The organism is Sphingopyxis yananensis (genome assembly GCF_020687785.1).
Lineage (GTDB): Bacteria > Pseudomonadota > Alphaproteobacteria > Sphingomonadales > Sphingomonadaceae > Sphingopyxis > Sphingopyxis yananensis.
This window is the reverse complement of the sequence record NZ_JAJEWI010000005.1, coordinates 135,074-157,929: the sequence shown is the minus strand read 5'-3', so window position 1 is coordinate 157,929 and position 22,856 is coordinate 135,074. Positions and strand designations below refer to the sequence as shown.

Annotated in this window: 25 protein-coding genes; 17 read left to right on the top strand and 8 right to left on the bottom strand. The window is 57.6% G+C overall.

The window, feature by feature from the left end:
* Positions 1-247: 247 nt before the first annotated feature.
* On the bottom strand, positions 248-1,120 hold the full coding sequence (locus LKO31_RS03300; RefSeq protein ID WP_227688650.1) for a flagellin N-terminal helical domain-containing protein: 873 nt from the start codon (positions 1,118-1,120) through the stop codon (positions 248-250).
* Between the two features lie 581 nt (positions 1,121-1,701).
* Here LKO31_RS03300 and fliE point away from each other — a divergent pair.
* The 17 genes from fliE to LKO31_RS03215 all read left to right on the top strand — a co-directional run bounded on the left by fliE (position 1,702) and on the right by LKO31_RS03215 (position 15,771).
* Positions 1,702-2,058, top strand: a complete 357-nt coding sequence (gene fliE / locus LKO31_RS03295; RefSeq protein WP_227688649.1) for a flagellar hook-basal body complex protein FliE — start codon at positions 1,702-1,704, stop codon at positions 2,056-2,058.
* Between the two features lie 3 nt (positions 2,059-2,061).
* Entirely contained in the window at positions 2,062-3,756 is a 1,695-nt protein-coding gene (gene fliF, locus LKO31_RS03290; RefSeq protein WP_227688648.1) for a flagellar basal-body MS-ring/collar protein FliF, read from the top strand.
* Positions 3,749-4,795, top strand: a complete 1,047-nt coding sequence (locus tag LKO31_RS03285) for a flagellar motor switch protein FliG (RefSeq protein WP_227688647.1) — start codon at positions 3,749-3,751, stop codon at positions 4,793-4,795. Before fliF ends, LKO31_RS03285 begins: the two co-directional genes overlap by 8 nt.
* The gene (locus LKO31_RS03280) at positions 4,788-5,423 is read left to right on the top strand and encodes a FliH/SctL family protein (protein WP_227688646.1); all 636 of its coding nucleotides are present in this window, start codon (positions 4,788-4,790) and stop codon (positions 5,421-5,423) included. Before LKO31_RS03285 ends, LKO31_RS03280 begins: the two co-directional genes overlap by 8 nt.
* Positions 5,420-6,751 carry a FliI/YscN family ATPase gene (locus LKO31_RS03275; protein ID WP_227688645.1) on the top strand — a complete coding sequence of 444 codons (1,332 nt, stop codon included), beginning with the start codon at positions 5,420-5,422 and terminating at the stop codon, positions 6,749-6,751. The genes LKO31_RS03280 and LKO31_RS03275 overlap by 4 nt, the downstream gene beginning before the upstream one ends.
* The gene (locus LKO31_RS03270; protein WP_227688644.1) at positions 6,748-7,191 is read left to right on the top strand and encodes a hypothetical protein; all 444 of its coding nucleotides are present in this window, start codon (positions 6,748-6,750) and stop codon (positions 7,189-7,191) included. Before LKO31_RS03275 ends, LKO31_RS03270 begins: the two co-directional genes overlap by 4 nt.
* Positions 7,188-8,687: a flagellar hook-length control protein FliK gene (locus LKO31_RS03265; RefSeq protein ID WP_227688643.1), complete on the top strand. Its 1,500-nt coding sequence runs from the start codon at positions 7,188-7,190 to the stop codon at positions 8,685-8,687. Before LKO31_RS03270 ends, LKO31_RS03265 begins: the two co-directional genes overlap by 4 nt.
* Before the next feature lie 14 nt (positions 8,688-8,701).
* Positions 8,702-9,304, top strand: coding sequence for a flagellar basal body-associated FliL family protein (locus tag LKO31_RS03260; protein ID WP_227688642.1), 603 nt, complete (start codon positions 8,702-8,704; stop codon positions 9,302-9,304).
* Entirely contained in the window at positions 9,301-10,218 is a 918-nt protein-coding gene (locus LKO31_RS03255) for a FliM/FliN family flagellar motor switch protein (protein ID WP_227688641.1), read from the top strand. The genes LKO31_RS03260 and LKO31_RS03255 overlap by 4 nt, the downstream gene beginning before the upstream one ends.
* Positions 10,211-10,549: a flagellar motor switch protein FliN gene (gene fliN, locus LKO31_RS03250; RefSeq protein ID WP_227688640.1), complete on the top strand. Its 339-nt coding sequence runs from the start codon at positions 10,211-10,213 to the stop codon at positions 10,547-10,549. Before LKO31_RS03255 ends, fliN begins: the two co-directional genes overlap by 8 nt.
* The gene (locus LKO31_RS03245) at positions 10,549-10,908 is read left to right on the top strand and encodes a FliO/MopB family protein (protein ID WP_227688639.1); all 360 of its coding nucleotides are present in this window, start codon (positions 10,549-10,551) and stop codon (positions 10,906-10,908) included. Before fliN ends, LKO31_RS03245 begins: the two co-directional genes overlap by 1 nt.
* Positions 10,898-11,686 (top strand): flagellar type III secretion system pore protein FliP, encoded by a 789-nt coding sequence (gene fliP, locus LKO31_RS03240; RefSeq protein WP_227688638.1) that lies wholly within the window; start codon positions 10,898-10,900, stop codon positions 11,684-11,686. Before LKO31_RS03245 ends, fliP begins: the two co-directional genes overlap by 11 nt.
* A 3-nt stretch (positions 11,687-11,689) precedes the next feature.
* Positions 11,690-11,959 (top strand): flagellar biosynthetic protein FliQ, encoded by a 270-nt coding sequence (locus LKO31_RS03235; RefSeq protein ID WP_227688637.1) that lies wholly within the window; start codon positions 11,690-11,692, stop codon positions 11,957-11,959.
* Positions 11,960-11,984: 25 nt separating this feature from the next.
* On the top strand, positions 11,985-12,767 hold the full coding sequence (gene fliR, locus LKO31_RS03230; protein ID WP_227689556.1) for a flagellar biosynthetic protein FliR: 783 nt from the start codon (positions 11,985-11,987) through the stop codon (positions 12,765-12,767).
* 4 nt (positions 12,768-12,771) lie between these two features.
* The gene (gene flhB / locus LKO31_RS03225; protein WP_227688636.1) at positions 12,772-13,917 is read left to right on the top strand and encodes a flagellar type III secretion system protein FlhB; all 1,146 of its coding nucleotides are present in this window, start codon (positions 12,772-12,774) and stop codon (positions 13,915-13,917) included.
* 64 nt (positions 13,918-13,981) lie between these two features.
* Entirely contained in the window at positions 13,982-15,358 is a 1,377-nt protein-coding gene (gene fliD / locus LKO31_RS03220; protein WP_227688635.1) for a flagellar filament capping protein FliD, read from the top strand.
* A gap of 11 nt (positions 15,359-15,369) precedes the next feature.
* Positions 15,370-15,771 (top strand): flagellar export chaperone FliS, encoded by a 402-nt coding sequence (locus LKO31_RS03215; RefSeq protein ID WP_227688634.1) that lies wholly within the window; start codon positions 15,370-15,372, stop codon positions 15,769-15,771.
* Positions 15,772-15,826: 55 nt separating this feature from the next.
* Here the strand turns inward: LKO31_RS03215 and LKO31_RS15060 are convergent, their stop codons facing one another.
* From LKO31_RS15060 to LKO31_RS03175, 7 genes are all read right to left on the bottom strand, one after another.
* Complete coding sequence (locus LKO31_RS15060; protein ID WP_320443473.1) at positions 15,827-17,050, bottom strand: sigma-54 interaction domain-containing protein; 1,224 nt, start codon at positions 17,048-17,050, stop codon at positions 15,827-15,829.
* Positions 17,051-17,306: 256 nt separating this feature from the next.
* Complete coding sequence (locus tag LKO31_RS03200) at positions 17,307-18,155, bottom strand: flagellar motor protein MotB (RefSeq protein WP_227688633.1); 849 nt, start codon at positions 18,153-18,155, stop codon at positions 17,307-17,309.
* Complete coding sequence (motA, locus tag LKO31_RS03195; protein WP_227688632.1) at positions 18,156-19,019, bottom strand: flagellar motor stator protein MotA; 864 nt, start codon at positions 19,017-19,019, stop codon at positions 18,156-18,158.
* A gap of 85 nt (positions 19,020-19,104) precedes the next feature.
* Positions 19,105-19,932 carry a flagellin gene (locus LKO31_RS03190; RefSeq protein ID WP_227688631.1) on the bottom strand — a complete coding sequence of 276 codons (828 nt, stop codon included), beginning with the start codon at positions 19,930-19,932 and terminating at the stop codon, positions 19,105-19,107.
* A 12-nt stretch (positions 19,933-19,944) separates the two neighbouring features.
* Positions 19,945-21,273 (bottom strand): flagellar hook-associated protein FlgK, encoded by a 1,329-nt coding sequence (flgK, locus tag LKO31_RS03185; protein WP_227688630.1) that lies wholly within the window; start codon positions 21,271-21,273, stop codon positions 19,945-19,947.
* On the bottom strand, positions 21,270-21,722 hold the full coding sequence (locus LKO31_RS03180) for a rod-binding protein (RefSeq protein ID WP_227688629.1): 453 nt from the start codon (positions 21,720-21,722) through the stop codon (positions 21,270-21,272). Before LKO31_RS03180 ends, flgK begins: the two co-directional genes overlap by 4 nt.
* Complete coding sequence (locus LKO31_RS03175; protein WP_227688628.1) at positions 21,719-22,831, bottom strand: flagellar basal body P-ring protein FlgI; 1,113 nt, start codon at positions 22,829-22,831, stop codon at positions 21,719-21,721. The genes LKO31_RS03180 and LKO31_RS03175 overlap by 4 nt, the downstream gene beginning before the upstream one ends.
* Positions 22,832-22,856 lie beyond the last annotated feature (25 nt).

Genomic DNA, 22,856 nt, shown 5'->3' with positions numbered 1-22,856 from the left:
CTGAGATTTTTATAATTAAATAATATCATTATATTTCAATATCCTGTTTCATGATGTGATGCGTCTCTTCGTCCCTCTAGATTATCGATCACGGCAGTTAGTATCACACAGCAAAGCCATTTGGGCGCGCCAGACACAAAAAAGCGCTCCGCTTGGTTGCGAAGCGCTTTTTCATTCCGCTTGGCGGACGCATATTATGAAACCGCCAGCAAATATCGAATTAGGTCATGACCGTTTCGACAAATTCTTAACGCAGCAGGCTCAGCACGCCCTGCTGGCTTTGGTTCGCCTGTGCCAGCATCGCGGTCGATGCTTGCGACAAGATCGACGCGGCGGCCAATTTGGTCGATTCTGCCGAGAAATCAGCGTCTTCGATGCGCGATTTCGACGCCTGCAAATTGGTGACGTTCGACGTCAAATTGTCGATCGATGCTTCCAAGCGATTTTGCTGCGCACCAATATTGGCGCGTTGCGACGCCACTGTATTAATGGCCTTGTCCAGCACCGCCAAAGCATCAGAAGCGCCGCCAGCCGCCGTGAAATCAATGTCCGCAACGCCCAACGATGTCGCGTCCATATTGGCGATTTGCAGCTTAACCACATCACCGCTGTTGGTTCCGGTCTGAATTTCAATTTCCGTGCCCAGAACCTGATCAACCGGCGGCGTTGCCCCAGCATCCGCAGCCACCAATTCGGTGGTACCGCCCGACAGCAATTTCTTGCCGTTAAAGCCTGTGCGATCAGAAATGTCGCCAATTTGTTCAATCAACGCAGCAACTTCCACCTGAATCGCCGCCACGTCGGTATCACCATTGGTGCCGTTGGCGGCTTGCATCGCCAGTTCGCGCATACGCACCAGAATCGACGACACATTGCCCATCGCGCTTTCGGCGGTTTGCGATGCCGAAATACCGTCATTGGCGTTGCGAATGGCCTGCGTCATACCGCGCGCATTGGCATCCATGCGGGTCGCAATGGCCAAACCAGCGGCATCATCCTTGGCGCTGTTGATGCGCTTACCGCTCGACAGGCGTTCCATCGCCATCGTTTGCATGTTCGACGCAACGCGCGAGTTATTTTGGGCACGAAGGGCGCTAACATTGGTATTGATTACGGTCACGATCTTCCTTTCGACCCTTCCCTGTCCCCTGCTTTTCAGGGGTGCTGCCGAGAAGTGTTATCGTCGCTAACGGCAGGCTTGACCGAAGTTTAAGCATTTAAAATAAAATATTTTTATATAAATATACTTTTACAAATTCCGCACATGAAACAGTTTACGATACCGACCGCGCGAATTCACCGCCCCCCTCATCAACGACATTATCAATCTCAATTCACTAAACTTATACTATGATATAGAACATCCACCGGACTTAACTCCCAACTCATAAGAAAATTACATTAAATCAATTTATTACAATATAAATTCATGATGACACACTTCAGATTGGCGGGTCATCACATCACCAACGACCGGTTAACTCTATCTTCGCTACTGCGGTTCAAAAATCTGTCACCAACGGCGCATGACGCATCGGCAGTCCCTATAAAAATCCGTCAAAAGTTCGACACCCGCCCAGCCCAGCGCTGAAAACATCAGAAATCCAGCGCCTTTTCAAAACTGGCACGCTGTTTGCTTTAATCATTCATAACGGCGCACAGCATTTCCAATATTGTGCGCAAGCGGATGGATGAGACTTTATGAGCACGATTGATCAGAGCCGGCTTTTGCAAATGCGCAGCACGATTCTCAATCAGAACGAAGCATTGCAACGCGCCGCTGGCCGGGGCCCGCTGGCATCCGGCGGCATCGACCCATCACAATCCCAAAATGCCGTGCCCGATTTCGGCGCAGCCATTCACAATGCGTTGCAACAGGTCAATGAACAACAAAGCCGTTCGAGTTCAGCCAGTGAAGCTTATGAACGCGGCGATACGCACGACATTGTCAGCGTGATGATCGAGCGCCAAAAAGCATCATTGGGTTTTGAAACCACGTTGCAAGTCCGCAACAAATTGCTGTCCGCTTATCGCGACATCATGAATATGCCGGTGTAATCCATGGCCGAAGCAAACGCCCTCGCCCCCATCGATATGATGAATCAACCCGTTCCCAATACGGCGACCCGTCCTGCCAGTGGGGCGACCGAGTTGTTCGGTGGCCGTCTGGAACCCCTGCGTCAATTCACCCAGCAACCCGCGCTTCAACGCGCTTTGCCCGCCATTGCGACCACGGCTGCCGTCGGCATCGCCGCCATGGCCTACTTCCTGACCCAATCCGCCCCGCAAACCCAATTATATGCGGGCATGGCGGACGCCGACAAAGCGGCTGTGGCCGACGCCCTGACTGCATCGGGCATTCCCCACACCATCGACAGTGGCAGCGGCGCCCTGACCGTTGACGCTGACAAAGTGCATCAAGCCCGCATGGCGCTGGCCAGCCAAGGCCTGCCAAAGGCGCAGCCCACGGGCGACAGCATGATTTCATCGCTGCCCATGGGGTCCAGCCGCGCGGTCGAAGGCGAAACGCTGCGCGGGGCACGCGAAGCCGATCTGTCCCGCACCATCGAAGCGATTGACGCCGTGCAGAGCGCCCGCGTGCATATTGCGTCAGCGGAACCCAGCCTGTTTGTGCGCGAAGACAAGCCCGCCACCGCTTCGGTCATGCTGACCCTGCTGAACGGCCGCACGTTGACCGATGGTCAGGTGCAAGCCATTCGCTTTCTGGTCGCATCGTCCGTGCCCGGCATGAACGCGGAACAAGTGTCGGTGATCGACCAACGCGGCGCTTTGCTGTCCGACACCGCCACATCCAGCGACATGAAGGCGTTTCAATTGCAAACGCAGATGGAGGACCGTTTCCGCCGTGCGCTCGACACTTTGCTGCGCCCCATGTTGGGTGTCGGCAATTTCTCGGTCGAAGTGCATGCCGATGTGGACATGTCCGAAAGCCAAGCGACCCGCGAAAGCTTCCCCGAAAATGACCGCGCCCTGACCCGCGAACAAATCAACCGTTCGGTCAGCGGCACCACCGCGCCCGCCGTCGGCATCCCCGGCGCACTGTCCAACGAAGCGCCCCAAGCCACGCAATTGCAAGCCGAACGCGCCGATGGCACCGCCGCAGCGACGGCAGGCGCAGCGGGCGGTGCTGGCACGCAAAGCAATGAAAATTCGACCCGCGCGTTCGAAGTGGGCCGCGAAGTTTCGGTCACCCACAATCCCCAAGGCCGTCTGCGCCGTGTGTCGGTGGCCGTCGCCCTGAACCAAGGCCAAAAGGCCCTGACGCCCGCCGACCTCGCCAAAATTGATGCCTTGGTCAAAGGTGCCGTTGGCTTTGATGCGGCGCGCGGCGACGTGGTGGCGATCAACCAACGCCCCTTCATCCAGATCGAAGAACCAAAGGTTGAATTTTACGAACAGCCTTGGTTCGCGCCTTTGGCCAAGCAAGGCTTTGCCGTGCTGGTCGCCCTGCTCGCTTTCTTCTTTATCGGTCGCCCAATGATGCGCGCCGCCAAACAGCGCAAGATCGACGCCGCCAAGGCGCAGGTCGCGCTGGAAGCCCAATTGATGGCCGCCATTGAACCACCCGCCGAAATCATTCCCGAACGGCGCAACCATGAAATCACCCTCGATATGATCGAAGCCGCCCCCAGCTATGAAGATCGCGCCAATTTGGTGCGGGCCTTTGTCAGCCAAGATAGCGAACGCGCAGCCTTGGTCGTTCGCCAATTGATGCAAGGTAGCTCCAATGCCTGATTTCAATATGATGCAAGGCAATGAGGAAGGCTTGAACGGCGCGGCGCCAGCCATTGACGGGCCAGCCGCCGCGGCAATTTTGCTGATGCTGCTGGACGAAAGCGAAGCGGCGACCATCCTGAAACATTTGGACCCTGAAGAAGTGCGCCAATTGGCCAAGGGCATGTTTAACGCCGCCAACGCCAGCGAAGTAGAAATTGAACAAGCGCTGGAAAGCTTTGTCAGCCGCAGCCGTAACATCAGCGCGCTGGCAGTAGGGGCCGACACGCGCATTCGCACCGTCATTCATCAGGCGGTCGGCAATGTGCGCGCCGACAATATTCTGGCCTCAATCGCCCCGCAGCGCAGCGCCGCGTCCTTGGAAATGCTGCGCTGGATGGATGTCGAGGCGATCAGTGGCCTGCTGGCTGGCGAACATCCCCAAGTCGGCGCATTGATCCTGTCGGTTTTGGTGCCCGATGTCGCCGCCGCCGCGGTCGAAACGCTGGACGAGTTATTGCAGGCCGATCTGGTGTTGCGCGCCGCTCAGCTAACCTCCGTCCCCGCTGCGGCTATCGAAGATTTGGAAGCCGTATTGGCCAATGCCAATGCCGATGGGCAGCGGGTTGCGAAACAAAATATTGGCGGTCCCAGCGACGTCGCCAAGATCATGAAGAAAATGCCGAAATCGCTGTCGGAGCGCACCATCCGCGCGCTGAAAAAGCAGAATAAGGTGCTGGCCCAGATTATCGAAGAAGAAATGTTCATCTTTGAAAATCTGCGCGATCTGGATGCCAAGAGCCTTGGCACCGTTTTGCGCAGCGTAGACGCCGCCCAATTGGCGGTGGCCTTGAAGGGGGCCGACCGGTCGATGGCCGATCTGTGCTTGGCCACCATGTCGATGCGCGCCGCCGACACCATCCGCGACGAAATGGCCGAAATGACGATGGTCAAGCGCGCCGACGTCGAAGAAGCACAAAAATCCATCATGCAGATTGTCCGCGAAATGGCGGCATCCGGCGAAATCATGGTCGCTGGCGCGGGGGAAGAATATGTCTGAGTTCATTCGCTCGCAAAATTTCAAACCGGTCGCCTTGGCCGACGCGATGGCCCAGAATAATGGCTTTCGTCCCTATTTGTTCGCCGCGCCGTCCGCGCCGGAAAGCGATATACTGGTTCACGAACATGCGGCCCCTGTGCCCGCACCCTCCGCCGTCCCCATCGACCAAGATGACGATCCCTTTGCGCGCGGCCTTGCCGAAGGGCAGCGGATTGCCGAAACGGCGCATCAGATGGAACGCACGCAATTGCTGAATCTGATCGCGTCAACCAAGGCTTTGCAGGACGAACCCAGCGAGGAATTGGCGCAGTTGATCGCGGAAACCGTCGAACGTCTGGTGCATCAAATTGTCGAAGCCGCACCCATCGACGCGGAGTGGCTGAAAAATCAGGCCGAAATCGCCGCCGCCATGGTCGCCGAGGCTGACAAAGCCCGCACTTTGTGGGTAAACCCCGCCGACGCGGCGCTGCTCTATGACGCCGAGCTGAAACTGCCGGTGGAATCCGACCCCGCTATGATGCGCGGCACCGTCCGTATCGAAACATCGGCGGGCTGGATTGAGCATGGCCGTGCTGTCTATCTGGATGAATTGCGTTCGGCCTTGGGCAAAGAGGCCATGCCAACATGACCCGCCGCATGGCCCTGTCTGCCCAGCAATTGCTGAACGGCGTTGACCTTTCCAAAGCATCCCCGCGCCGCATTGGCACCTTGGTCGCGCACGAAGGGATCATGCTGGAAGTGTCGGGCTTTCCCCAGCCATTGGGCAGCAATGTTCGCATCAAATCGGCCAATGGCGATTATGTAAACGGCGAAGTGGTGGGTTTTCGCGGACACCGCAGCTTGGTTCTGCCATTTGACACCAACCAACCTTTGGTCACGGGCGCGCCCGTCGAACCTCATGGTGCCAGCAGCATGGTTCCATGTGGCAAGGCCTTGCTGGGCCGGATTATCGACGCCCAAGGCAATCCCTTGGACGGTCGCCCCAGCATCAAATCCCAATTTCAATGGCCGCTGGCTGGCCGCAAAGTCAATCCGCTGCGCCGTGGGCGTGTGACCAAGCCCATGAATATGGGCGTGCGCGCCATCAACGGCTTGCTAACCGTTGGCGAAGGCCAGCGTGTCGCGATCATCGCTGGCTCCGGCGTTGGTAAATCGGTGCTGATGGGCCAAATGATTGCTGGGACCGATGCCGATGTCATTGTCGTTGGCCTGATTGGCGAACGGAGCCGCGAAGTCAGCGACTTTGTGGAAACCAAATTGCCGCCTGATGTGCGCAAAAAATCGGTCGTGGTCGCCGTTCCGGCCGATCACCCGCCCTTGCTGCGCCTGCGCGCCGCCATGCGCGCCACTGCTATTGCCGAAGCCTTTCGCGATGAGGGCAAAAAAGTGCTGCTGTTGATCGACAGCCTGACCCGCGTCGCCCATGCTCAGCGTGAAATTGGCCTGACCTTGGGCGAACCGCCCACCATGAAAGGTTATCCGCCGTCGGTCTTTGCGCTGATTCCATCTTTGTGTGAACGCGCTGGTATTGACCGCGAAACCGGCGGATCGATTACCGCCCTTTATACCGTTCTGGCCGATGGCGGCGATATCGACGACCCGGTCGTCGACAGCGCCCGCGCCATTGTCGACGGCCATATTATTTTGTCCCGCACCTTGGCCGAACAGGGCGTTTACCCTGCCATTGATGTCGCCAAATCGCTGTCGCGTACCATGGCCGATAGCATTGACGCGGACCATGCAGCCGCCGCTGCCCGTTTCCGCCAGCTTTGGTCGATTTACGAAGAAAATCGCGATTTGATGCTGATGGGGGCCTATGTCGCCGGAACTGATCCGGTGCTGGATATGGCCATTGCCCACCGCGCATCACAATTGGCTTTTGTATCACAACCCGCCGGAGCGCAGGTTGATTTCCAAGCGTCTCGTCAAGCTTTGATTGAAGGATATTCCGCATGAACGCCGCCACTGCACGCCGCAAACGGATTATTCGCGTGCGTTCTGTTGAACATCAATTGGCCGAAGCCAATCTGGCCCGTGCCAATGGCGAATTGGCGAATCTGGTGGAATTATCCCAGCGGTTGGAAAATTTGCGGGCAGATCTGGCGATGGCCAAGGGCATTATTGCGGGCCGCGCCATGAACAGCATGGGCGAATTGGCCATGCGTCTGGACATGGCCAAAGAAAGCTTGGTCACGCCGATGCAACATGCCAGCAGCCGCCGCGACCAAATGAATCAATTGGCCCAGCGCGCTATGATGAAAGAAGAATCGGCTCAGCGCCTCTATGATCGCACCCGCAAAGCGGAAGAAGTCGAAATGGAACGCCGCCGTGACGCCAACCGTCCCCACCGCCGCGGCGCGATGAGCCTGCGCTTGATGAAGGGGGGTGTCGAATGATGGGCGCACTTCCATCCTTTGCGCAAATGCAGCCCCCCGCCAATGGCCTTGCCGGATCACCGCTCGGCACCATCGGGGGTGAACAGGCCGACCTGTTGGGCTTTGGCGCGCTCTTGTCCCAAAGCGCCCCAAATGCTGCCGCCAGCAGTGGCAGCGCCGAGCAAGGCGCTGGCCATTTTCAGGACGTAAACGTCATCTTGCAGCTGCTGCGCTCGTCACAATCCGACATGGATACACCCCTCGCCGCCAATAACGGCCAAGCACCGACCGCCGCGTTGCCCGCCCATGGCGACGCAGCGGCTCCACTGGCGGCGCTGCCTTTTGACCTCAGCCAGATTGGCCAAGCCACCACGCAAGATTTGCTGGATATGGCCGCCCAATTGGCCGAACAAATCGCCGCGCCCGCGCCGACAACAAGCGAATATATAATAGTCTCGCAAAATGCCGCCGCCCTCTTGTCCGCCAAGCTGCCGCAGAGCGCCACCGACACATCAAGCGACGCGCCAACCGACGTCAGCCCATTGGCCGACCCTGCCGAGCCAAGCGACCATGCCAGCACACAGGCCCGCCAACAGGCTGAGGCGCTGGATATATTGCTGTCGCTTAGCAGCGCAGCGCCCACCGGCACGTCTGCCGCGCCCATCATCGCAGCATCGCTGGCGGCGGCTGGAAACAGCATCGCGCCCACAGCGTCGACCCCAGCCACCGACGCGCATATCGCCGCGCTCGACCAACCAAGCGGCAGCAGCGTCAACGTGGCGGACATGCTGATGGCCCCAGCCACCACCCAATCGCGCAAGCCTGTTGGTCAAAGCACCGCTCCATCGACGCTAGCACAAGCCGAACAACGCAGCGCCGCTGACCCCACCATGGCGGCGCCCAGCGCCTTGCTGCGCGGCATGACGTCATCGGCGTCCCCCCTTGCCATGCCCAGCTTGGCAGCATCGACGGCGGTGCCCGCCACCGATTTGGGGGCCGCCATGTCGGTCATGATCACCACCGGCACCGTCAACGCCAGCCCCGTCTCAGCCGCGAGCGCCCCCGAAGCGGCGCAAGCCGTGCCCGAACATTGGCTGGACATGCACGGCGACGATGCGTGGATCGAGCAATTGGCCAAAGATATTGCCGCCACCAAATCCGCGACCGGCGATATTAGTTTCCGCTTAATGCCGCGCCATTTGGGCCGTTTAGATGTGTCAATGATGCAAAGCGAACAAGGCGTATCGGTGCATATGGACACGCAACATGAACAGACCGCCGCCATTGTGACGGCGGCCCAAAGCCGTCTGGTCGATGAATTGCGCCAACAAGGCGTGCGGGTTGCGGGGGCGGACGTCACCCACACGCCGCAAGATATGACACGGCAAAACAACAATGGCCAAGGTCGCAGTAGCCAAAACGAACTTCACCATTTAATTGAAACGGCATCAGAGCGCTTGCCGGACACCGACAGCGATGACAAAGGCACCGCCGACCGTCATGGTCGCTTTGCCTGATCAGGAGCCGATAGATGAGCAAGGACACCACCACTGAACCCGAGAAAAAGGGCGGATTGAAGAAAATCTTGCTGATTTCTGTGGCTGTTATCGTACTGATTGGTGCGGGTGCAGGTGCTGGCGTTTATTTCGGTGCCCTCAGCGCTAGCGAAAAGCGGCCAGAGGATAATTTTCCCAAATTGGTGGTACGGGGCAAAGAAGCCCCAGTGCCAGCCGCCAATGGCAAAGAAGATGAAACGCCGCCAAAGGTGGGAACCGTTTCCGTGCCCAACGACCAATTCAAGGTCGATCCGCGCAAATATGAAATCACTTATTATGCGATCCCCGACCCCTTCACCACCAATTTGGCGGACGGGTCCGGCTTTCTGCAAATCGGCATCAGCCTGTCGACCTTTTATGATGGCAAGGTGATCAACAATATCAAACGTCAGGCCGTGCCCATCCGTTCGGTGGTCTTGATGGTGCTGGCCGAACAAGATCCAGCGCTATTGTCGACATCACAAGGCAAGCAGCAATTGCAACGCCAATTGACCAACGCCATCAACGATGTGCTGCGGGAAAAAGAAGGCTTTGGTGGTATCGACAATGTCTATTTCACCAGCATGGTGATTCAATGACATCGGCGCGGGGCAAAGCGGCGAAAGCCGCGCCACAAAGTGACGCCCCGTCGCCGCTATTGCTGCGCCAAAAAGAAGCGACGCATCATTTTCCGGCGCTGGACGCCACTGCCAATCAATTTTCCCGCAGCCTGCGCGACCTGATCCGCGCCTTGGGCGCGCCGACCATCCAGGTCGAACGCAGCAACAGCGTGCAAATGAGCTTTACCGAATGGCTGGGCGGCATCTCCCCAGCCATATATTGGCGCTTTCATGTCCCCGCCCTCAAAGGCCCATTATTGATTGCAGGTTCGCGCAAATTGGTGCTGCAACTGGTCGATATTTTTTACGGCGGCAAAGGCACATTGGTTGGCGACCGCGAAGAATTAACCGACGCCGAGGAACGCTTTGCCGCCCGACTTGGCCGTGACATGGCCCTGCAATTGGCCAGCGCATGGCGCGACAAACTGCATTTGGAACCCGTGCTCGACATTGTCAGCATGGATGGCGGAAAATTGACACCCGCGCGCGGCGGTGACGATGTGGTGGTGCAACAATTTACCATCAAAGGCGCGCCCTTTGATGGGCTTAGCATTTTGTGCGCCTATCCCTTGGCCGCGATGCGCGGCATTGCCGCCGCCGAATTGATCGTCGAACCTGATGTTCCCGACCATCATGACCCCATTTGGAAATCCACCTTGCACAAGGCGGTGCAAAATGTGCATTTGCCCGTGCGGTCGGTCTTGGCCCGCAGCGACATTCCGTTGGTGAAATTAATGGCGCTTGAGGTTGGGGATATCATTCCGTTAACCATACCCCGCTATGTTCCGGTAACGGTATCCGGCCTGCGCTTTGCATCCGGTACCATTGGCGAATCCAATGGCAATGCCGCAATTATGATCGAGCATATCGAAGAAGGACCGGACCATGAGTGATATGAGCGAAGCCGACGCTGCGCCCGCCCGCGAACGCCGCGATACCCGCAATATTTCTGCCACCCCCAATTTTGATCTATTGGCTGGCGTGTCGCTGCGTGTGTCGGTCGAGGTTGGGTCCACCACCATGCCACTGTCCGAATTGCTGTCGATCAGCGAAGGCAGCGTCATTGAATTGGACCGCGCCGCCACGGAATTGCTGGACATATACGCCAATGGTACCTTGATCGCCAAGGGCGAGATTGTCAGTGTTGATGGCCGCTATGGCATTAAGGTGGCCGAATTGGTGGCCCCTGAACGCGGCTGGGCAGGCGTCGAGCGGAGGGGCTGATGCTCGAATATATTCTTCGTCTGCTGATCATGCTGCCGGTCGTCGGGGCCATGGCATGGGGCAGCTTATGGTTGTGGAAAAAGGCGCAAATTGGCTTGCCCATGGGCCACCAACGCGCAGGCCGCGCCATGACCATGATTGACGTCATGCCGCTGGGGCCGGGGTCCAAGCTGGCGGTTGTCGAATTTGGCGGCAAACAGATTATGATCGCCATTTCCCGTGCGGGCATCACCCGCTTGGCGGACAATGGCCCAGATCGCGCTGGCCGCGATGATCATTACAACCCATCCATGCCGCAGCCCCCTTATGCCGAGCGGATTTACACCGATCAGGGCGATGGCGACTTTCATGTCGGCTGACCGCCACCGCCCGATGGCAACGGCGGCACGCTTTGGCCTGCTCCTCGCGGTTGTAGGCGCGCTGTGCTTCGGCGCGGGTGACGCCATGGCCCAAACGGCCGAGGGTTTGAACCGCGCGGTCGCCGAAATCGGCGGCGATGGTCGCCCGCTCAGCCTGTCGTTGCAAATTTTGCTGCTGATGAGCCTGCTAACGGTGTTGCCGTCGCTGCTGCTGATGATGACCAGTTTCACGCGCATCATCATTGTGCTGTCGATCCTGCGCCACGCGCTGGGCTTGCAACAAACCCCGCCCAATCAGGTGTTGGTCGGACTCAGCCTCTTTTTATCGCTGTTCATCATGCAACCGGTGCTTAGCGAAGTGAATCGTGTGGCCATCGAACCTTATGGCCAAGAACAAATTGATATTGGCGAAGCGGTGGTGCGTTCTGGTGACGCTGTCCATGGTTTCATGATGGCCCAGACCCGCAAGTCTGATTTGATGATGTTCGCCAAAATCGCCAAGGCCCCCACTTATGCGCGGCCTCAAGATGTGCCCTTTACCATTTTGCTGCCCGCTTTTGTGACCAGCGAATTGAAAACGGCGTTCCAAATTGGTTTCTTAATCTTTCTGCCCTTTCTGGTGATCGATTTGATCGTCGCCTCCGCGCTGATGTCGCTGGGTATGATGATGCTATCGCCGATGATCATATCTATGCCGTTCAAATTATTGCTATTTGTTCTGGTTGATGGCTGGGCACTGACGATGGGATCGCTCGCTTCCTCCTTTGTGGGGGTCTAGCGGATGGAGGCCGATTATTTCATTGGCGTGGCGCAACAAAGCCTGTGGGTGCTGGCCTTGGCCGCCGCCCCCTTGCTGCTACCCATTCTGGCCATTGGTGTGTTGCTGGGCATGGTGCAGGCGGCCACATCGATCAACGAACAGACGCTGACCTTCATTCCCAAATTGATCGTGGCCGCCATCTGTCTGGCCATTTTCGGCGGCAGCATTTTGGTGCTGCTTACCGACTTCACCAAGGAAATTTTTGCTCAAATTCCGGCGCTGGTCCGCTGATCGGCCGCCGGACGAGCATCAGGGCATGAACCCCGCCGACATCCCCAATATCGAGGCCATGCTGCAATTGTGGATGGTGTCGATGATCCGGCCCGGTGCCGCCTTTTTGGCGGCGCCTGTTTTTGGTGCATCTAATGTGCCCGTTCAATTGCGTCTGGTCATTGCCTTGGCGGTCGGCCTGCCGGCGGTCAGCGCATCCGGCATGGCTTTGCCGCCAGACGGCTTGGTCTCCGTACCCGGTTTTCTCTATATCTCCAGCGAAGTGCTGATCGGCCTGACCATCGGCTTTGTCCTGCAAATGGGTTTGGCGGCGGCCTTGATCGGCGGCGAAGTGATCAGCAACGCCATGGGTTTGGGCTTTGCCGCCATGGCCGACCCAATGAGCGGCCAAATGAGCAGCGCCATCGGGCAATTTTTGTCGATGCTGGCTACCGCCCTCTTTTTGGCGGCGGACGGGCATTTGTTGCTGGCCGACATCCTTGTCCAAAGCTATGTCGCGCTGCCACCAGGCGGTGGATTTCTGTCGCTCAATGCCATTGGCAGCGTGATTGAATTTGGCAGCCTGATGTTCGCTGCAGGCCTGACCATCGCCCTGCCCGTCGGATTTGTGCTGATATTGGTGCAGATCATCATGGGCGTCATTGGCCGATCGGCGCCCGCGCTGAATCTGTTCGCCGTGGGCATTCCCGCCACCTTGCTGGCGGGCCTGATCTTGCTGGGCATCGGCACCCCCGCCATGGCCGAAGCGATTGGCCGTATTTTGTCCGACGCGCTCGATTTGGCGCGTAGCATCGCGGCAAAGGGCTGACGCCATGGCAGGACAAGGCGACAAAGACCAAAAAACCGAAAAGCCTACCCCAAAAAAGCTGCAAGACAGCAAGAAAGAGGGGGATGTGCTGATGTCCCGCGAATTGGCCACCGCCTTGATGATGCTGGCGGCCGCGGGCTGGCTCATCGCCGCAGGCGGCTGGTTCGTGCAATCCGCCAGCGAATTGGTGCGGCGCGGTCTGACCCTGAATGCCGCCGATGTCGGCGATTTCGACCCCGCACAGGCCTTGCTGCGCAATGGTGTGGATATTTTATTGCCGCTCGCCAGCTTGTTCGCGCTGGCGCTGTTGGCCGCCATTGCTGGCCCTGCCATGTTGGGGTCCTTTGGATGGCGCGGGAAATCGCTGCAATTCAAGGGAAATCGCATTAACCCAATGAGCGGGCTGAAACGCATGTTCGGCATGAACGGCGTGATTGAATTGATCAAAGCCTTGGCCAAGGTCGCGCTGTTGGGCGTCATTGGCTATATCATCATCGCGCAAAATCTGCCCGCGATTATGGCCTTGGCGGGTTCCGACTTGGTCGGAGCCATTGGCCTAGCGGGCAAGAAAATCGGTCTGGCGGTGCTGACCATGACCGGCGGCTTGGTCGTCATCGCGCTGATCGACGTTCCGGCCCAATGGTTTCAGCGCAACAAGCGCTTGATGATGAGCAAACAAGATATTCGCGACGAAATGAAGCAAAGCGAAGGCTCGCCAGAATTAAAGCAGGCCCAGCGCCAACGCCGTCACGACCTATTGTCCAACTCCGCCCGCCAAGCCGTGACCGAGGCCACGGTGATTTTGACCAACCCCACTCATTTCTCCGTCGCGCTGCGCTATCGCCCGGGCGTGGATGCCGCCCCTGTGGTGGTGGCACGCGGGCGCGGCGATGTGGCCTTGGCCATTCGCGAACTGGCCCGCGATGCTGCCGTGCCCATGTTGGAATATCCGCAGCTAACCCGCGCCATTTATTTCACCTCGCGGGCCGGACATATGATTGCCGAGGAATTATTTGTCGCGGTCGCCACTGTCTTGGCCTTTGTGTTCCAATTGGAACAAGCCATGGCCGAAGGGCGCAGCCAACCCATGGTCGATGTCCCCCCAACCCACCATTATGACCCCGAGGGTCAAAAACAGACCAGCGCGTAATTTCTTGGGAAAATCCGCTTAATCTTCGCATGTCCGCGCCGTTAACAAGGCAAAGGAATTTGCCATGGTCAGCTCTATTGTGAACAGTTTGGGCTTGGGGTCGGGAATCGACACCAAGCAATTGGTCAATGATCTGGCTGCAGCGTCCCGCGAGCCCAAGGTCGAACGCATCACCACGCTGGCCGCGCAAAATACATCGAAAATCAGCGCATTGGCACAAGCCCGTGCAGATTTGGACGGCTTTGCTGACTCGCTCGAACTGATGGTGTCCGACGGAACCCTGCGCAGCAAAGCCACCTCCTCGGACGAAAATATCATGTCCGTCACCGCCCGCGCGGGCATGTCGGCGGACAGTTTCAACGCCACCGTCATCGTCAATCAGTTGGCCCGCGCCCAGACCAGCGTTTCCGCCGTTGTCGCGGACCGCACCGCCGCGATCGGCCAAGGCACCATGACCTTGGCGGTGGGGGACAAAAATTTCACCATCACCATCGGATCGACCAATGACAGTCTGAACGGCTTGGTCGACGCCATCAACAAAAGCGGCAGCGGCGTGACAGCGTCCTTGGTCAGCGACGAAGGTGGCCAGCGATTGGTCCTGAAGGGGGCGACCGGCACCGCCAATGCCTTTACCCTGACCCCTGATGCAGGCGCAGACGCCAATTTAACCAATTTTTCTTATGGCAATGGCGGTGCGATGACGCTGGGCCAAAGCGCGGCCAACGCCGAATTTACCGTCGACGGTATCGCCTTCAGCCGTGCATCCAATATTGTCGATGATGTCTTGTCCGGCCTGTCGATCAGCTTGAAGAAAACATCCGGCGGCCAGCCCGTCGAAATTGGTGCCAGCCGCCCCTTGGACATTATTCGTCAAACCGTTGGCGACTTTGTCAGCGTCTATAACCAATTGAAAAAAAGCCTGACAGAGGCTGGCAAGCTCAGCGGCCTTGGCACCTCGATGCGCCAATTGGAATCCGAACTGACGGGCATGGTCAACACGCTGTTGACCAGTCATCCTAGCATCAACACGCTGGCATCCATCGGCATTAGCACCAGCAAAGAAGGACTGTTGGTTCTGGACCAAGCCAAGCTGGACGCCGCCTTGGCCAAGGATGCCGGCGCGGTTGAGGCGATTTTCAACCCCCGCCGCGACGGCACACACAGCATCGCGACCGACCCCGGCATCGCTGGCGTGCTCGACGCCCTGCGCGACAAGGCTGTCGCATCGGACGGCGTGCTGGACCGTGTGAACAAATCGCTGGAAAGCCGCCAGAAATCGCTGGTTGAGCAGTTGGAAAAGGTCGAAATCCGCGAAGAAGCTTATCGCGCGCGTTTGGAAAAACAATATAGCGGTCTGGACGCCAAATTGGCGGCCTATAAGGCCACGCAATCCTATCTCGAACAACAGATCGAGATTTGGAACAACCAGTATAAAAGCTAAGAGACGCTATCGTGGTCGCAACTGCCTCTACCCTTCGCGCAGCGGGAACCTATCGCCGCATGCAACAGGAAAGCCGCGCTGCCGGAGCCGATCCGCTAGAGCTGGTTTCCATGCTGTATGACGAGCTGGAATTATCGCTGGGCGTTATGTCGTCGATGATCCGGCAGGGTCAACGCGTATCCGCAACCGAACCGGCCACACGCGCTCGCACCATTTTAATCGGCCTGGACGCCAATCTGGACCATCAAGCTGGTGGAGAGGTGGCAGAGGCCTTGTCCCGCGTATACCGCAGTATGCGCCGCAAATTGGACGATGCCGTGCGCCTGAACAATGACGATATGGTGCATGAATTGCTGGACGGCGTGAATAGCGTCAGCAGTGCATGGCGGCAGTTGCGGGAACAGGCGCAATAAAAACGCCAGCAACGCAACAACTCAGCAAATGATCCTAGTCATCGCGAAAAGCGGCTTAGGCAGCCTGTAACTGAACGCCATATTTGCGCATTTTTTCGATCAAGGTCGTGCGCTTCAGCGTCAACAGACGTGCAGCTTCGGAAATAATGCCATCGGCCAAATCCAACGCGACGTGAATCTGTTCCAATTCAATGGTTTCAATTTCCCGTTTCAGGTCAATCGGGCGGCCATGAGCTGGCTTTTTGGCCATCGCATTGCTGTTGTCCGCCGCATCATCTTGGTGTTCCTGCGACAAATGATGCATCACCAAATCGCTGTCGTCACCCGCCATCAGCGCGTCCTGATCGGCGGTCATCATGGCGATCAGATCGTCCGCGGCCTTGAAAATCGCGTCAGCCGCATCTGATTCGGCGTCGCCAAGATCAGGCATGGGCGCAGCAATAGGCTCAGCCGCAGGGGCCAACATCGCCGCAAAGGAAAAGGGCGCGAGCGCGGCCGTCGGATTGATCAACACCCTGACCTCTGCCGCCGTCAGCCTTTCGCCGCCATGCAGCACGCTGGCGCGTTCCACAAAATTCCGCAATTCGCGCACATTACCAGGCCAGCTATGCTGCATCAGTACTTGCATGGCGCTGTCATCAAAGCGGCAATGATCTTCGGCTGGCAGGCTGGATTGGAAGTGGCGGATCAGCATCGGAAGATCTTCCGTGCGGCTAGCCAGACCGGGAACCTGCACGACAACGACGCCCAAGCGGAAGAACAGATCTTCGCGAAAACGGCCATCGGCAATGGCATCATCCAAATTTTGGTGAGTGGCGGAAATGACACGAACATCGACGGGGCGCATTTCGCTGCTTCCGACACGAACGATGGTGCGATCTTCCAACACGCGCAGCAGCTTTACCTGCATTTCAAAACGCATATCGCCAATTTCGTCCAGAAAAATGCTGCCGCCTTCGCTGGCTTCAAAATGGCCAATGCGGCGTGCCGTGGCACCCGTAAAGGCCCCCTTTTCATGGCCGAACAATTCCGATTCAATCAGCTCGCTGGGGATAGCGCCGCAGTTAATAGCGGAAAACGGCTGTTTCGAACGGGCACCCAAATTGTGAATGGCACGCGCCACCAATTCCTTGCCACTGCCCGATGGGCCGCAAATCAAAACCGACGCCTTGGAACGCGCAACACGCTGAATCATTCCGCGCAAATGCTGCGCAGCAAGGCTGTTACCGATAATCTCGGACGCGCCTAGCTGATCCACCCTGTTATGCCCCATGCTCATCGCTATACTCCTCGCGTCTCCCCAGACGCGTTTGCTGATGGGGCGATATTTAACGAAATTAGTAAATAAACATTTATCAGCGGGCGGCAGGTGCCTCCAGACAGGTCCAAATCGACGCATAATCGTCCATTTTTGGTTATAAATATATTTAAATACCGGTAATGAATTCCGGACTGTTGATCCTGAACCGGTCCAGATTATCCGGCCAAGCCAAGCCTCACAGCGATTGAGAATCGGCGGCGGGGCGATTCGCTCCCTAGGTCCGCCAACCCAAAGTGATGGAGATTCGGCGGTTGCGCGGGTCCAATGGCGCATTCATCACATAGGGTTCGCGGTCCGCGACCCCTTCAATCCGCGAGAAGCGATTGCCCGCAACGCCCCGAAACTCCAGATAGTTACGAGAAACTTCCGCCCGCTCTACGGACAAGCGCCAATTGTTGGTGCCCGATGCCGCCGACCAAGGCGCGGCGTCCGTATGGCCCCGCACAGACAGGCGATTGGGCACATCCTGAAGCGCCCCAGCAATTTCGGTCAGCAAATGCGACCCTTGGGGCGTTAGCTGGCCTGTTCCCATCGCAAACATCGAAAAATCGCTGTCGTCCACCACATCAATGCGCATGCCTTCGGTGGTTTCGGAAAAACGGATATTTTTTGCCAAGCGCTTCAAATCACCACGCTTTTGGATGCGTTGTAAAATGGATTTCGCATCTTCGCGAAACTTCTCGACCTCTTTTTGGCGGCTCACCAACTCTGCTGGCCCGCCGCGGGCATCGCGCGGAATCGTCAGCGACTTGGAACCCGTCTGTCCCTGACGGTGCGGATAATCATCCACCGATACAATGGAATCACCGTTAAACAGGCTATCTGCTCCGGCGGTTTCCTGTTTGGACTGGACCAATGTTGGCGCAAAATAATCCGCCAGCGCCTTGCGTTGCTTTTCCGTTGTCGCGCCCAGCAGCCACATCAACAGAAAAAACGCCATCATCGCGGTCACAAAGTCGGCATAAGCCACTTTCCACGCCCCGCCATGATGGCCGGCATGGGCTTGCTCAATCACCTTTTTAACGATGATCGGACGGGGCGGAAGATTGGGACGCGCGGCCATTTATCGGGCTCGCATGCCGTCAAACACTTCGGCAAAGCTGGGTTGCAGATCATGCGCCACGCCCGAACGAGCCGCCTCGATCACCAAGGGCTGTGGGTGGCCATGCAGGGATGCGATAATCAGTTGCTTGACCGTTTGATAAATGGCCGCATCACTTTCGATCACGCTGCGAGCACGCGTCGCGAACGGCCCAACAAAACCATAAGCCAGCAATACACCCAAAAAGGTTCCGACCAAGGCAGATCCAATCATGCCGCCCAAAACTTCGGGTGGCTTATCAATAGACCCCATGGTTTTCACCACGCCCAGCACCGCCGCAACAATACCCAAGGCGGGCAAAGCGTCGGCCAGATTTTGCAACCCCTCGGCGGGCTTCATGGCATGATGATGATGATTTTTCAGCGCATTATCCATCACATCTTCGACAGCATGCGGGTCTAGTGTGCCAGACGACACCACCACCAAACGCAACGTATCGCAGATCAGGTGAATCAGCGTTTCGTCATCCAACAACTTTGGATATTGTTGGAATATTGTCGAATTTTTGGGATCTTCGATATGCGGTTCGACCGCTACGGGGCCATCCGTGCGCAACATTTTCATCAAAGAGGACACCAGCAAAATGCAGCTGAGATAATCATCTTTATTATATTTGGGCCCCTTGAACACTTTGCCCACGCCGCCGGCCAAGGACTTCAGTTCCGCCCCGCTGTTGCCGATGATCAAAGCGCCAATCGCCGCACCGCCAATAATCAGCATTTCATGCGGCAAAGCGTGCATGACAGGGCCAAGGTTGCCACCCGTTAGCGCAAAGCCCCCGAATACCAGCACCAAAAGCACAACAATGCCGATAACGGGAAACATGCGCTATTTTCTCCTATTGGCTATCAACCCGTTCAGAAAGGGCCCTTATCAACTTAACGGCAGGCCCTGCGAAATGTTGAGCGGATTAGGATAAAATATCGAACAACGTCCGACGATTAATTTGGGCAAAAGTCGCCTGTGCCGCGCTCAGGGTTAAATCCTGCGCTTTTAACAAAGAGATTGCCTCCGCCAGATCGGTATCCTCCAATCCGGATCGTTCATCTTTTACCGAAATCGCCCGCAAATCGAGGCTTTCTGCGATACGGTCCAAACGCCCAGCGGCCAAGCCGATACCGGCATGTTGGTCGGCGACATGGCCGATCATATTCATCACCACATCGCGGTCTGTGCCCATGCCCGCTTCATTGCCCGTCGCAATATTATTGGCCACATCGCGAAGGCTGGCCGACAGGCTGACACCATTGATGGCAAAAACATCGCCCGCCGCTGGCAAGGGTGCAAAAGCAATATCGGTATCGAAGCGCATCACATGCGGTATGGCTGAAAATAGCGGCTCGCCATTGGACCCGCGGCTGGCGGTTAAATTGTCAATTTCGTCCGCAATGGATTGAATCTCGGCAGAAATGGTTTGGCGCGAACTAGCGTCCATTGTGCCGTTGACCGCCGTCATCGACAGATCATTCACCCGCTGCAACAGCGCCGAAACCGATTTCATGACGGACTCGCCCTGCGATACCATTCCGCTGGCGGTGGTCAGATTCAATTGCCAGTTGCTCATGCTGCTTTGCGCGGCGTTGATGGTCGAAATGCGGCGCGATGCCACCGGATCATCCGACATACGTTGCAGGCGCTTGCTGCTGCTGATCTGAATTTGCGTTTTTTCAATATCCGACGCCAACCGCTGTTGGCGCGAAATTTCGCGGGTCATGCGATTCCCAACAGCGTTGATCATCTTAGGCGTCCTTTACAGCGAACTGAGCAGCGTTTGCATGGTTTCGCGGGCGACCTGAATGGTCCGCGCCGCGGCGGAATAAGCTTGTTGGAAACGCAGCAATTCTGCGGCTTCTTGGTCCAGATTGACTTCGCTCACCTCGCCCCGCGCCGCTGCGGCGCCTTCATAGCGCGTATAGGCCGCTGCATCCTGCGCCCGCGCAGCCGCCGTGCTTTGGGCTTGCGCCGCCAAATGGGCGGACCATTGCGATTCCGGTGCGTCAGCGCCGCGTGCACCGCCCAGCGCCAGCATATTGCCGTTGCTGCTGGTGGCGTCAGCGGCGGCGACTTGGGCCGCAGTCAAGCTAACCGCCGTCAATGTCGCGGCGCTGGTGCCTTGAAACAAAGCCACACCCGCATTGCCATTGGCATCCAGCCCCGATTGATGGGCCGTGTTGAGCACGCCTGCAAATTCCATGGCTTTGTCGTCCAGCGCGGCGCGCTGATCGGACACATGGCTTGCGACCTCCGCAAAGCCTGCCAAACTGCCTTTGCTGGTGGCAAAAGGCACCGCGCCGTCAATGCTGTAACTGATCAAGCCGGTGGCAGAGACATTGGCGCTCAATTCCGCGCGATAGCCCGCCCCCAACAGCAATTCCCCGCTGTCGGATGCCCGAACCGTGGCCACACCGCGATCGTCCAACGAGACAGAGATACCGCCCTTGGCGGCCAATTCGTCCAGCAACTGATCACGGCGATCCATCAGGCTCGCTTGATTGGTCGAACCAGCACGCGCTTTGCGCAGGCCGTTGTTAATATCTTCCAGTGCCGCCAAATCGGTGTTGAACTGGGCCACTTCGCCATTGGCCGAATCGGTTACGCCTTGGGCGACATCGGCCAATTGTGTAGCGGCGGACCGGAAACCCGTCGCCACTTCGTCGACGGCCTGCAAAAATTGGGCGCGCAGCGTCGGATTATTTGGGTCCGCCGTCAACAAATCGGCCGAGGTATAAACTTTGGTCAGGCTGGTGGCGATATTATTGCTGTCGTTGCTCAGGGCATTTTCGACGCGGTTCATCCATTGCAGGCGCACACCCGTGCGACTCGCATCGCCAGACGACAAGCGCGAATCTTCGACCAGCCATGTATCCACGGCGCGGGCAATGCCGGTGACCTCTGCCCCGCCAGGGCTGATCGCCGCGCGGTACAGCACCGATGCGCCAGCGCCCTGCAACTCTGCCATTTGCAGGGTGCGGCGCGCATATCCGGGCGTTTGGGCATTGGCGACATTGTCAGCAACCGTCGCAAGCGCACGGCCATAAACGCGCAAGCCACTAGCCCCAATGGAAAGAAGATCGCTCATCCAGCAATGCTTTCATCAGAATTATTTGTGGTTTTTCCATCATTTACAGCACTATTGCCGTTCATGACGCCGCCCCCATATCCGCGCAATTGCCGTTCGACCATATCTGCGATGCCAAATTGCCTCATATTCGACATAGCATCCGCCGTGCGGGCATCCGCCATTTCACGAAAATTATCCGTTGCGCTGGATCCAAAAATATCCTCGCTCAACTTGGCTTTACGCATAGAGCCCAAAAGTTGACGTAATATTATCGCTTCAAAAGATTCCGCAACTTTGCGGATATCGTCACTTTCCGGCTTCTCATTCGCCGCCCCAGCCTGCGCCGCTGCGTTCATCGCCTGCCCCTTATCCGTCGGGGCCTGCGCCGCCATCGGTACAAAGGGGGCACGCCCCGCTTGGCGTGCCGCCATCGGCAAAGACGACAAAGAGGGCAGAGACATGGTCATATAATCACTAGCTCCGCTGTCAAAGCACCGGCCTGACTCAACGCCTCCAAAATGGCGACCAGATCGCCTGGGGGAACGCCCAATTGGTTAATGCTATCAACAAGATCAGCCAATGATGCATTGGGTTGCATCACAAAAGCGGGTCGATATTCTTCTTCGACACTGATTTCGCTCGACTGTTCAACGGTCGTCCGGCCTTGGCTGAAGGGCGCAGGCTGGGACACCATCGGCGATTCCTTGATCGATACGCTCAGCTTGCCGTGGGTCACCGCAGCCGTACCAACGCGCACCGCGCCATTGATCACCACCGTGCCCGTGCGGGCATTGACAATGACCTTGGCGGACGGGTCCGACCGTTGGACGGTCAAATTCTCGATCATCGAAATCTGGCGTACACGGTCGTCACCCGAACCGCCCGTGCGGATGGCGATGCTCGCCCCGTCGATCATATTCGCCATGCCGCCGCCATAGGCGCCGTTAATGGCGTCCGTCACGCGCTTGGCATTGGTGGCGTCAAATTGATGGAGGTTGAAAATCAACTGGTCGCCTTGCGTCAGGCCGGTATCAACCGACCGTTCTACCGTCGCGCCATTGGCGATCCGGCCGCTGGACGGCACATTGATGGTCACCTTGGACCCATCAGCGGCGTTCACGCCCAGACCGCCGACGACCAAATTGCCCTGCACCATCGCGTAAATATTACCATCCACGCCATAAAGCGGTGCCAAGACCAATGTGCCGCCCCGCAAGGATTTCGCTTTGCCGATGGCCGAAACGGTGACGTCAAGACGCTGACCGGGTTTGGCAAAGGCAGGCAGTTCAGCGGTAATCATCACGGCGGCCGCATTTTTCAGCGCCGGATTCACCCCTGGCGGCAAAGTCAGGCCAAAACGCGACACCGCGCCCTTCATACCGATGGTGCTAAATTCCAGACTGTCATCGCCTGTGCCAGCCAGACCGACCACAATGCCATAACCCGTCAATTGGTTGGCCCGCAGCCCCTGAAATTGGCCCATATCCTTGATGCGCTGGGCCGATGCCGTGCCGGAATAACCCAGCCCCGCCACCAACAGCACCAATATTGCAAAGACAGAAGAAAGTCTGGTCATGGTATAAAAACCTTTTCCCACCATC

What these genes read in the sequence shown, in the direction of transcription:
- fliE (WP_227688649.1), top strand. Translation starts at nt 1,702, where the DNA reads ATGAGCACGATTGATCAGAGCCGGCTTTTGCAAATGCGCAGCACGATT.
- fliF (WP_227688648.1), top strand. Translation starts at nt 2,062, where the DNA reads ATGGCCGAAGCAAACGCCCTCGCCCCCATCGATATGATGAATCAACCC.
- LKO31_RS03285 (WP_227688647.1), top strand. Translation starts at nt 3,749, where the DNA reads ATGCCTGATTTCAATATGATGCAAGGCAATGAGGAAGGCTTGAACGGC.
- LKO31_RS03280 (WP_227688646.1), top strand. Translation starts at nt 4,788, where the DNA reads ATGTCTGAGTTCATTCGCTCGCAAAATTTCAAACCGGTCGCCTTGGCC.
- LKO31_RS03275 (WP_227688645.1), top strand. Translation starts at nt 5,420, where the DNA reads ATGACCCGCCGCATGGCCCTGTCTGCCCAGCAATTGCTGAACGGCGTT.
- LKO31_RS03270 (WP_227688644.1), top strand. Translation starts at nt 6,748, where the DNA reads ATGAACGCCGCCACTGCACGCCGCAAACGGATTATTCGCGTGCGTTCT.
- LKO31_RS03265 (WP_227688643.1), top strand. Translation starts at nt 7,188, where the DNA reads ATGATGGGCGCACTTCCATCCTTTGCGCAAATGCAGCCCCCCGCCAAT.
- LKO31_RS03260 (WP_227688642.1), top strand. Translation starts at nt 8,702, where the DNA reads ATGAGCAAGGACACCACCACTGAACCCGAGAAAAAGGGCGGATTGAAG.
- LKO31_RS03255 (WP_227688641.1), top strand. Translation starts at nt 9,301, where the DNA reads ATGACATCGGCGCGGGGCAAAGCGGCGAAAGCCGCGCCACAAAGTGAC.
- fliN (WP_227688640.1), top strand. Translation starts at nt 10,211, where the DNA reads ATGAGTGATATGAGCGAAGCCGACGCTGCGCCCGCCCGCGAACGCCGC.
- LKO31_RS03245 (WP_227688639.1), top strand. Translation starts at nt 10,549, where the DNA reads ATGCTCGAATATATTCTTCGTCTGCTGATCATGCTGCCGGTCGTCGGG.
- fliP (WP_227688638.1), top strand. Translation starts at nt 10,898, where the DNA reads ATGTCGGCTGACCGCCACCGCCCGATGGCAACGGCGGCACGCTTTGGC.
- LKO31_RS03235 (WP_227688637.1), top strand. Translation starts at nt 11,690, where the DNA reads ATGGAGGCCGATTATTTCATTGGCGTGGCGCAACAAAGCCTGTGGGTG.
- fliR (WP_227689556.1), top strand. Translation starts at nt 11,985, where the DNA reads ATGAACCCCGCCGACATCCCCAATATCGAGGCCATGCTGCAATTGTGG.
- flhB (WP_227688636.1), top strand. Translation starts at nt 12,772, where the DNA reads ATGGCAGGACAAGGCGACAAAGACCAAAAAACCGAAAAGCCTACCCCA.
- fliD (WP_227688635.1), top strand. Translation starts at nt 13,982, where the DNA reads ATGGTCAGCTCTATTGTGAACAGTTTGGGCTTGGGGTCGGGAATCGAC.
- LKO31_RS15060 (WP_320443473.1), bottom strand. Translation starts at nt 17,050, where the DNA reads ATGAGCATGGGGCATAACAGGGTGGATCAGCTAGGCGCGTCCGAGATT.
- LKO31_RS03200 (WP_227688633.1), bottom strand. Translation starts at nt 18,155, where the DNA reads ATGGCCGCGCGTCCCAATCTTCCGCCCCGTCCGATCATCGTTAAAAAG.
- motA (WP_227688632.1), bottom strand. Translation starts at nt 19,019, where the DNA reads ATGTTTCCCGTTATCGGCATTGTTGTGCTTTTGGTGCTGGTATTCGGG.
- LKO31_RS03190 (WP_227688631.1), bottom strand. Translation starts at nt 19,932, where the DNA reads ATGATCAACGCTGTTGGGAATCGCATGACCCGCGAAATTTCGCGCCAA.
- flgK (WP_227688630.1), bottom strand. Translation starts at nt 21,273, where the DNA reads ATGAGCGATCTTCTTTCCATTGGGGCTAGTGGCTTGCGCGTTTATGGC.
- LKO31_RS03180 (WP_227688629.1), bottom strand. Translation starts at nt 21,722, where the DNA reads ATGACCATGTCTCTGCCCTCTTTGTCGTCTTTGCCGATGGCGGCACGC.
- LKO31_RS03175 (WP_227688628.1), bottom strand. Translation starts at nt 22,831, where the DNA reads ATGACCAGACTTTCTTCTGTCTTTGCAATATTGGTGCTGTTGGTGGCG.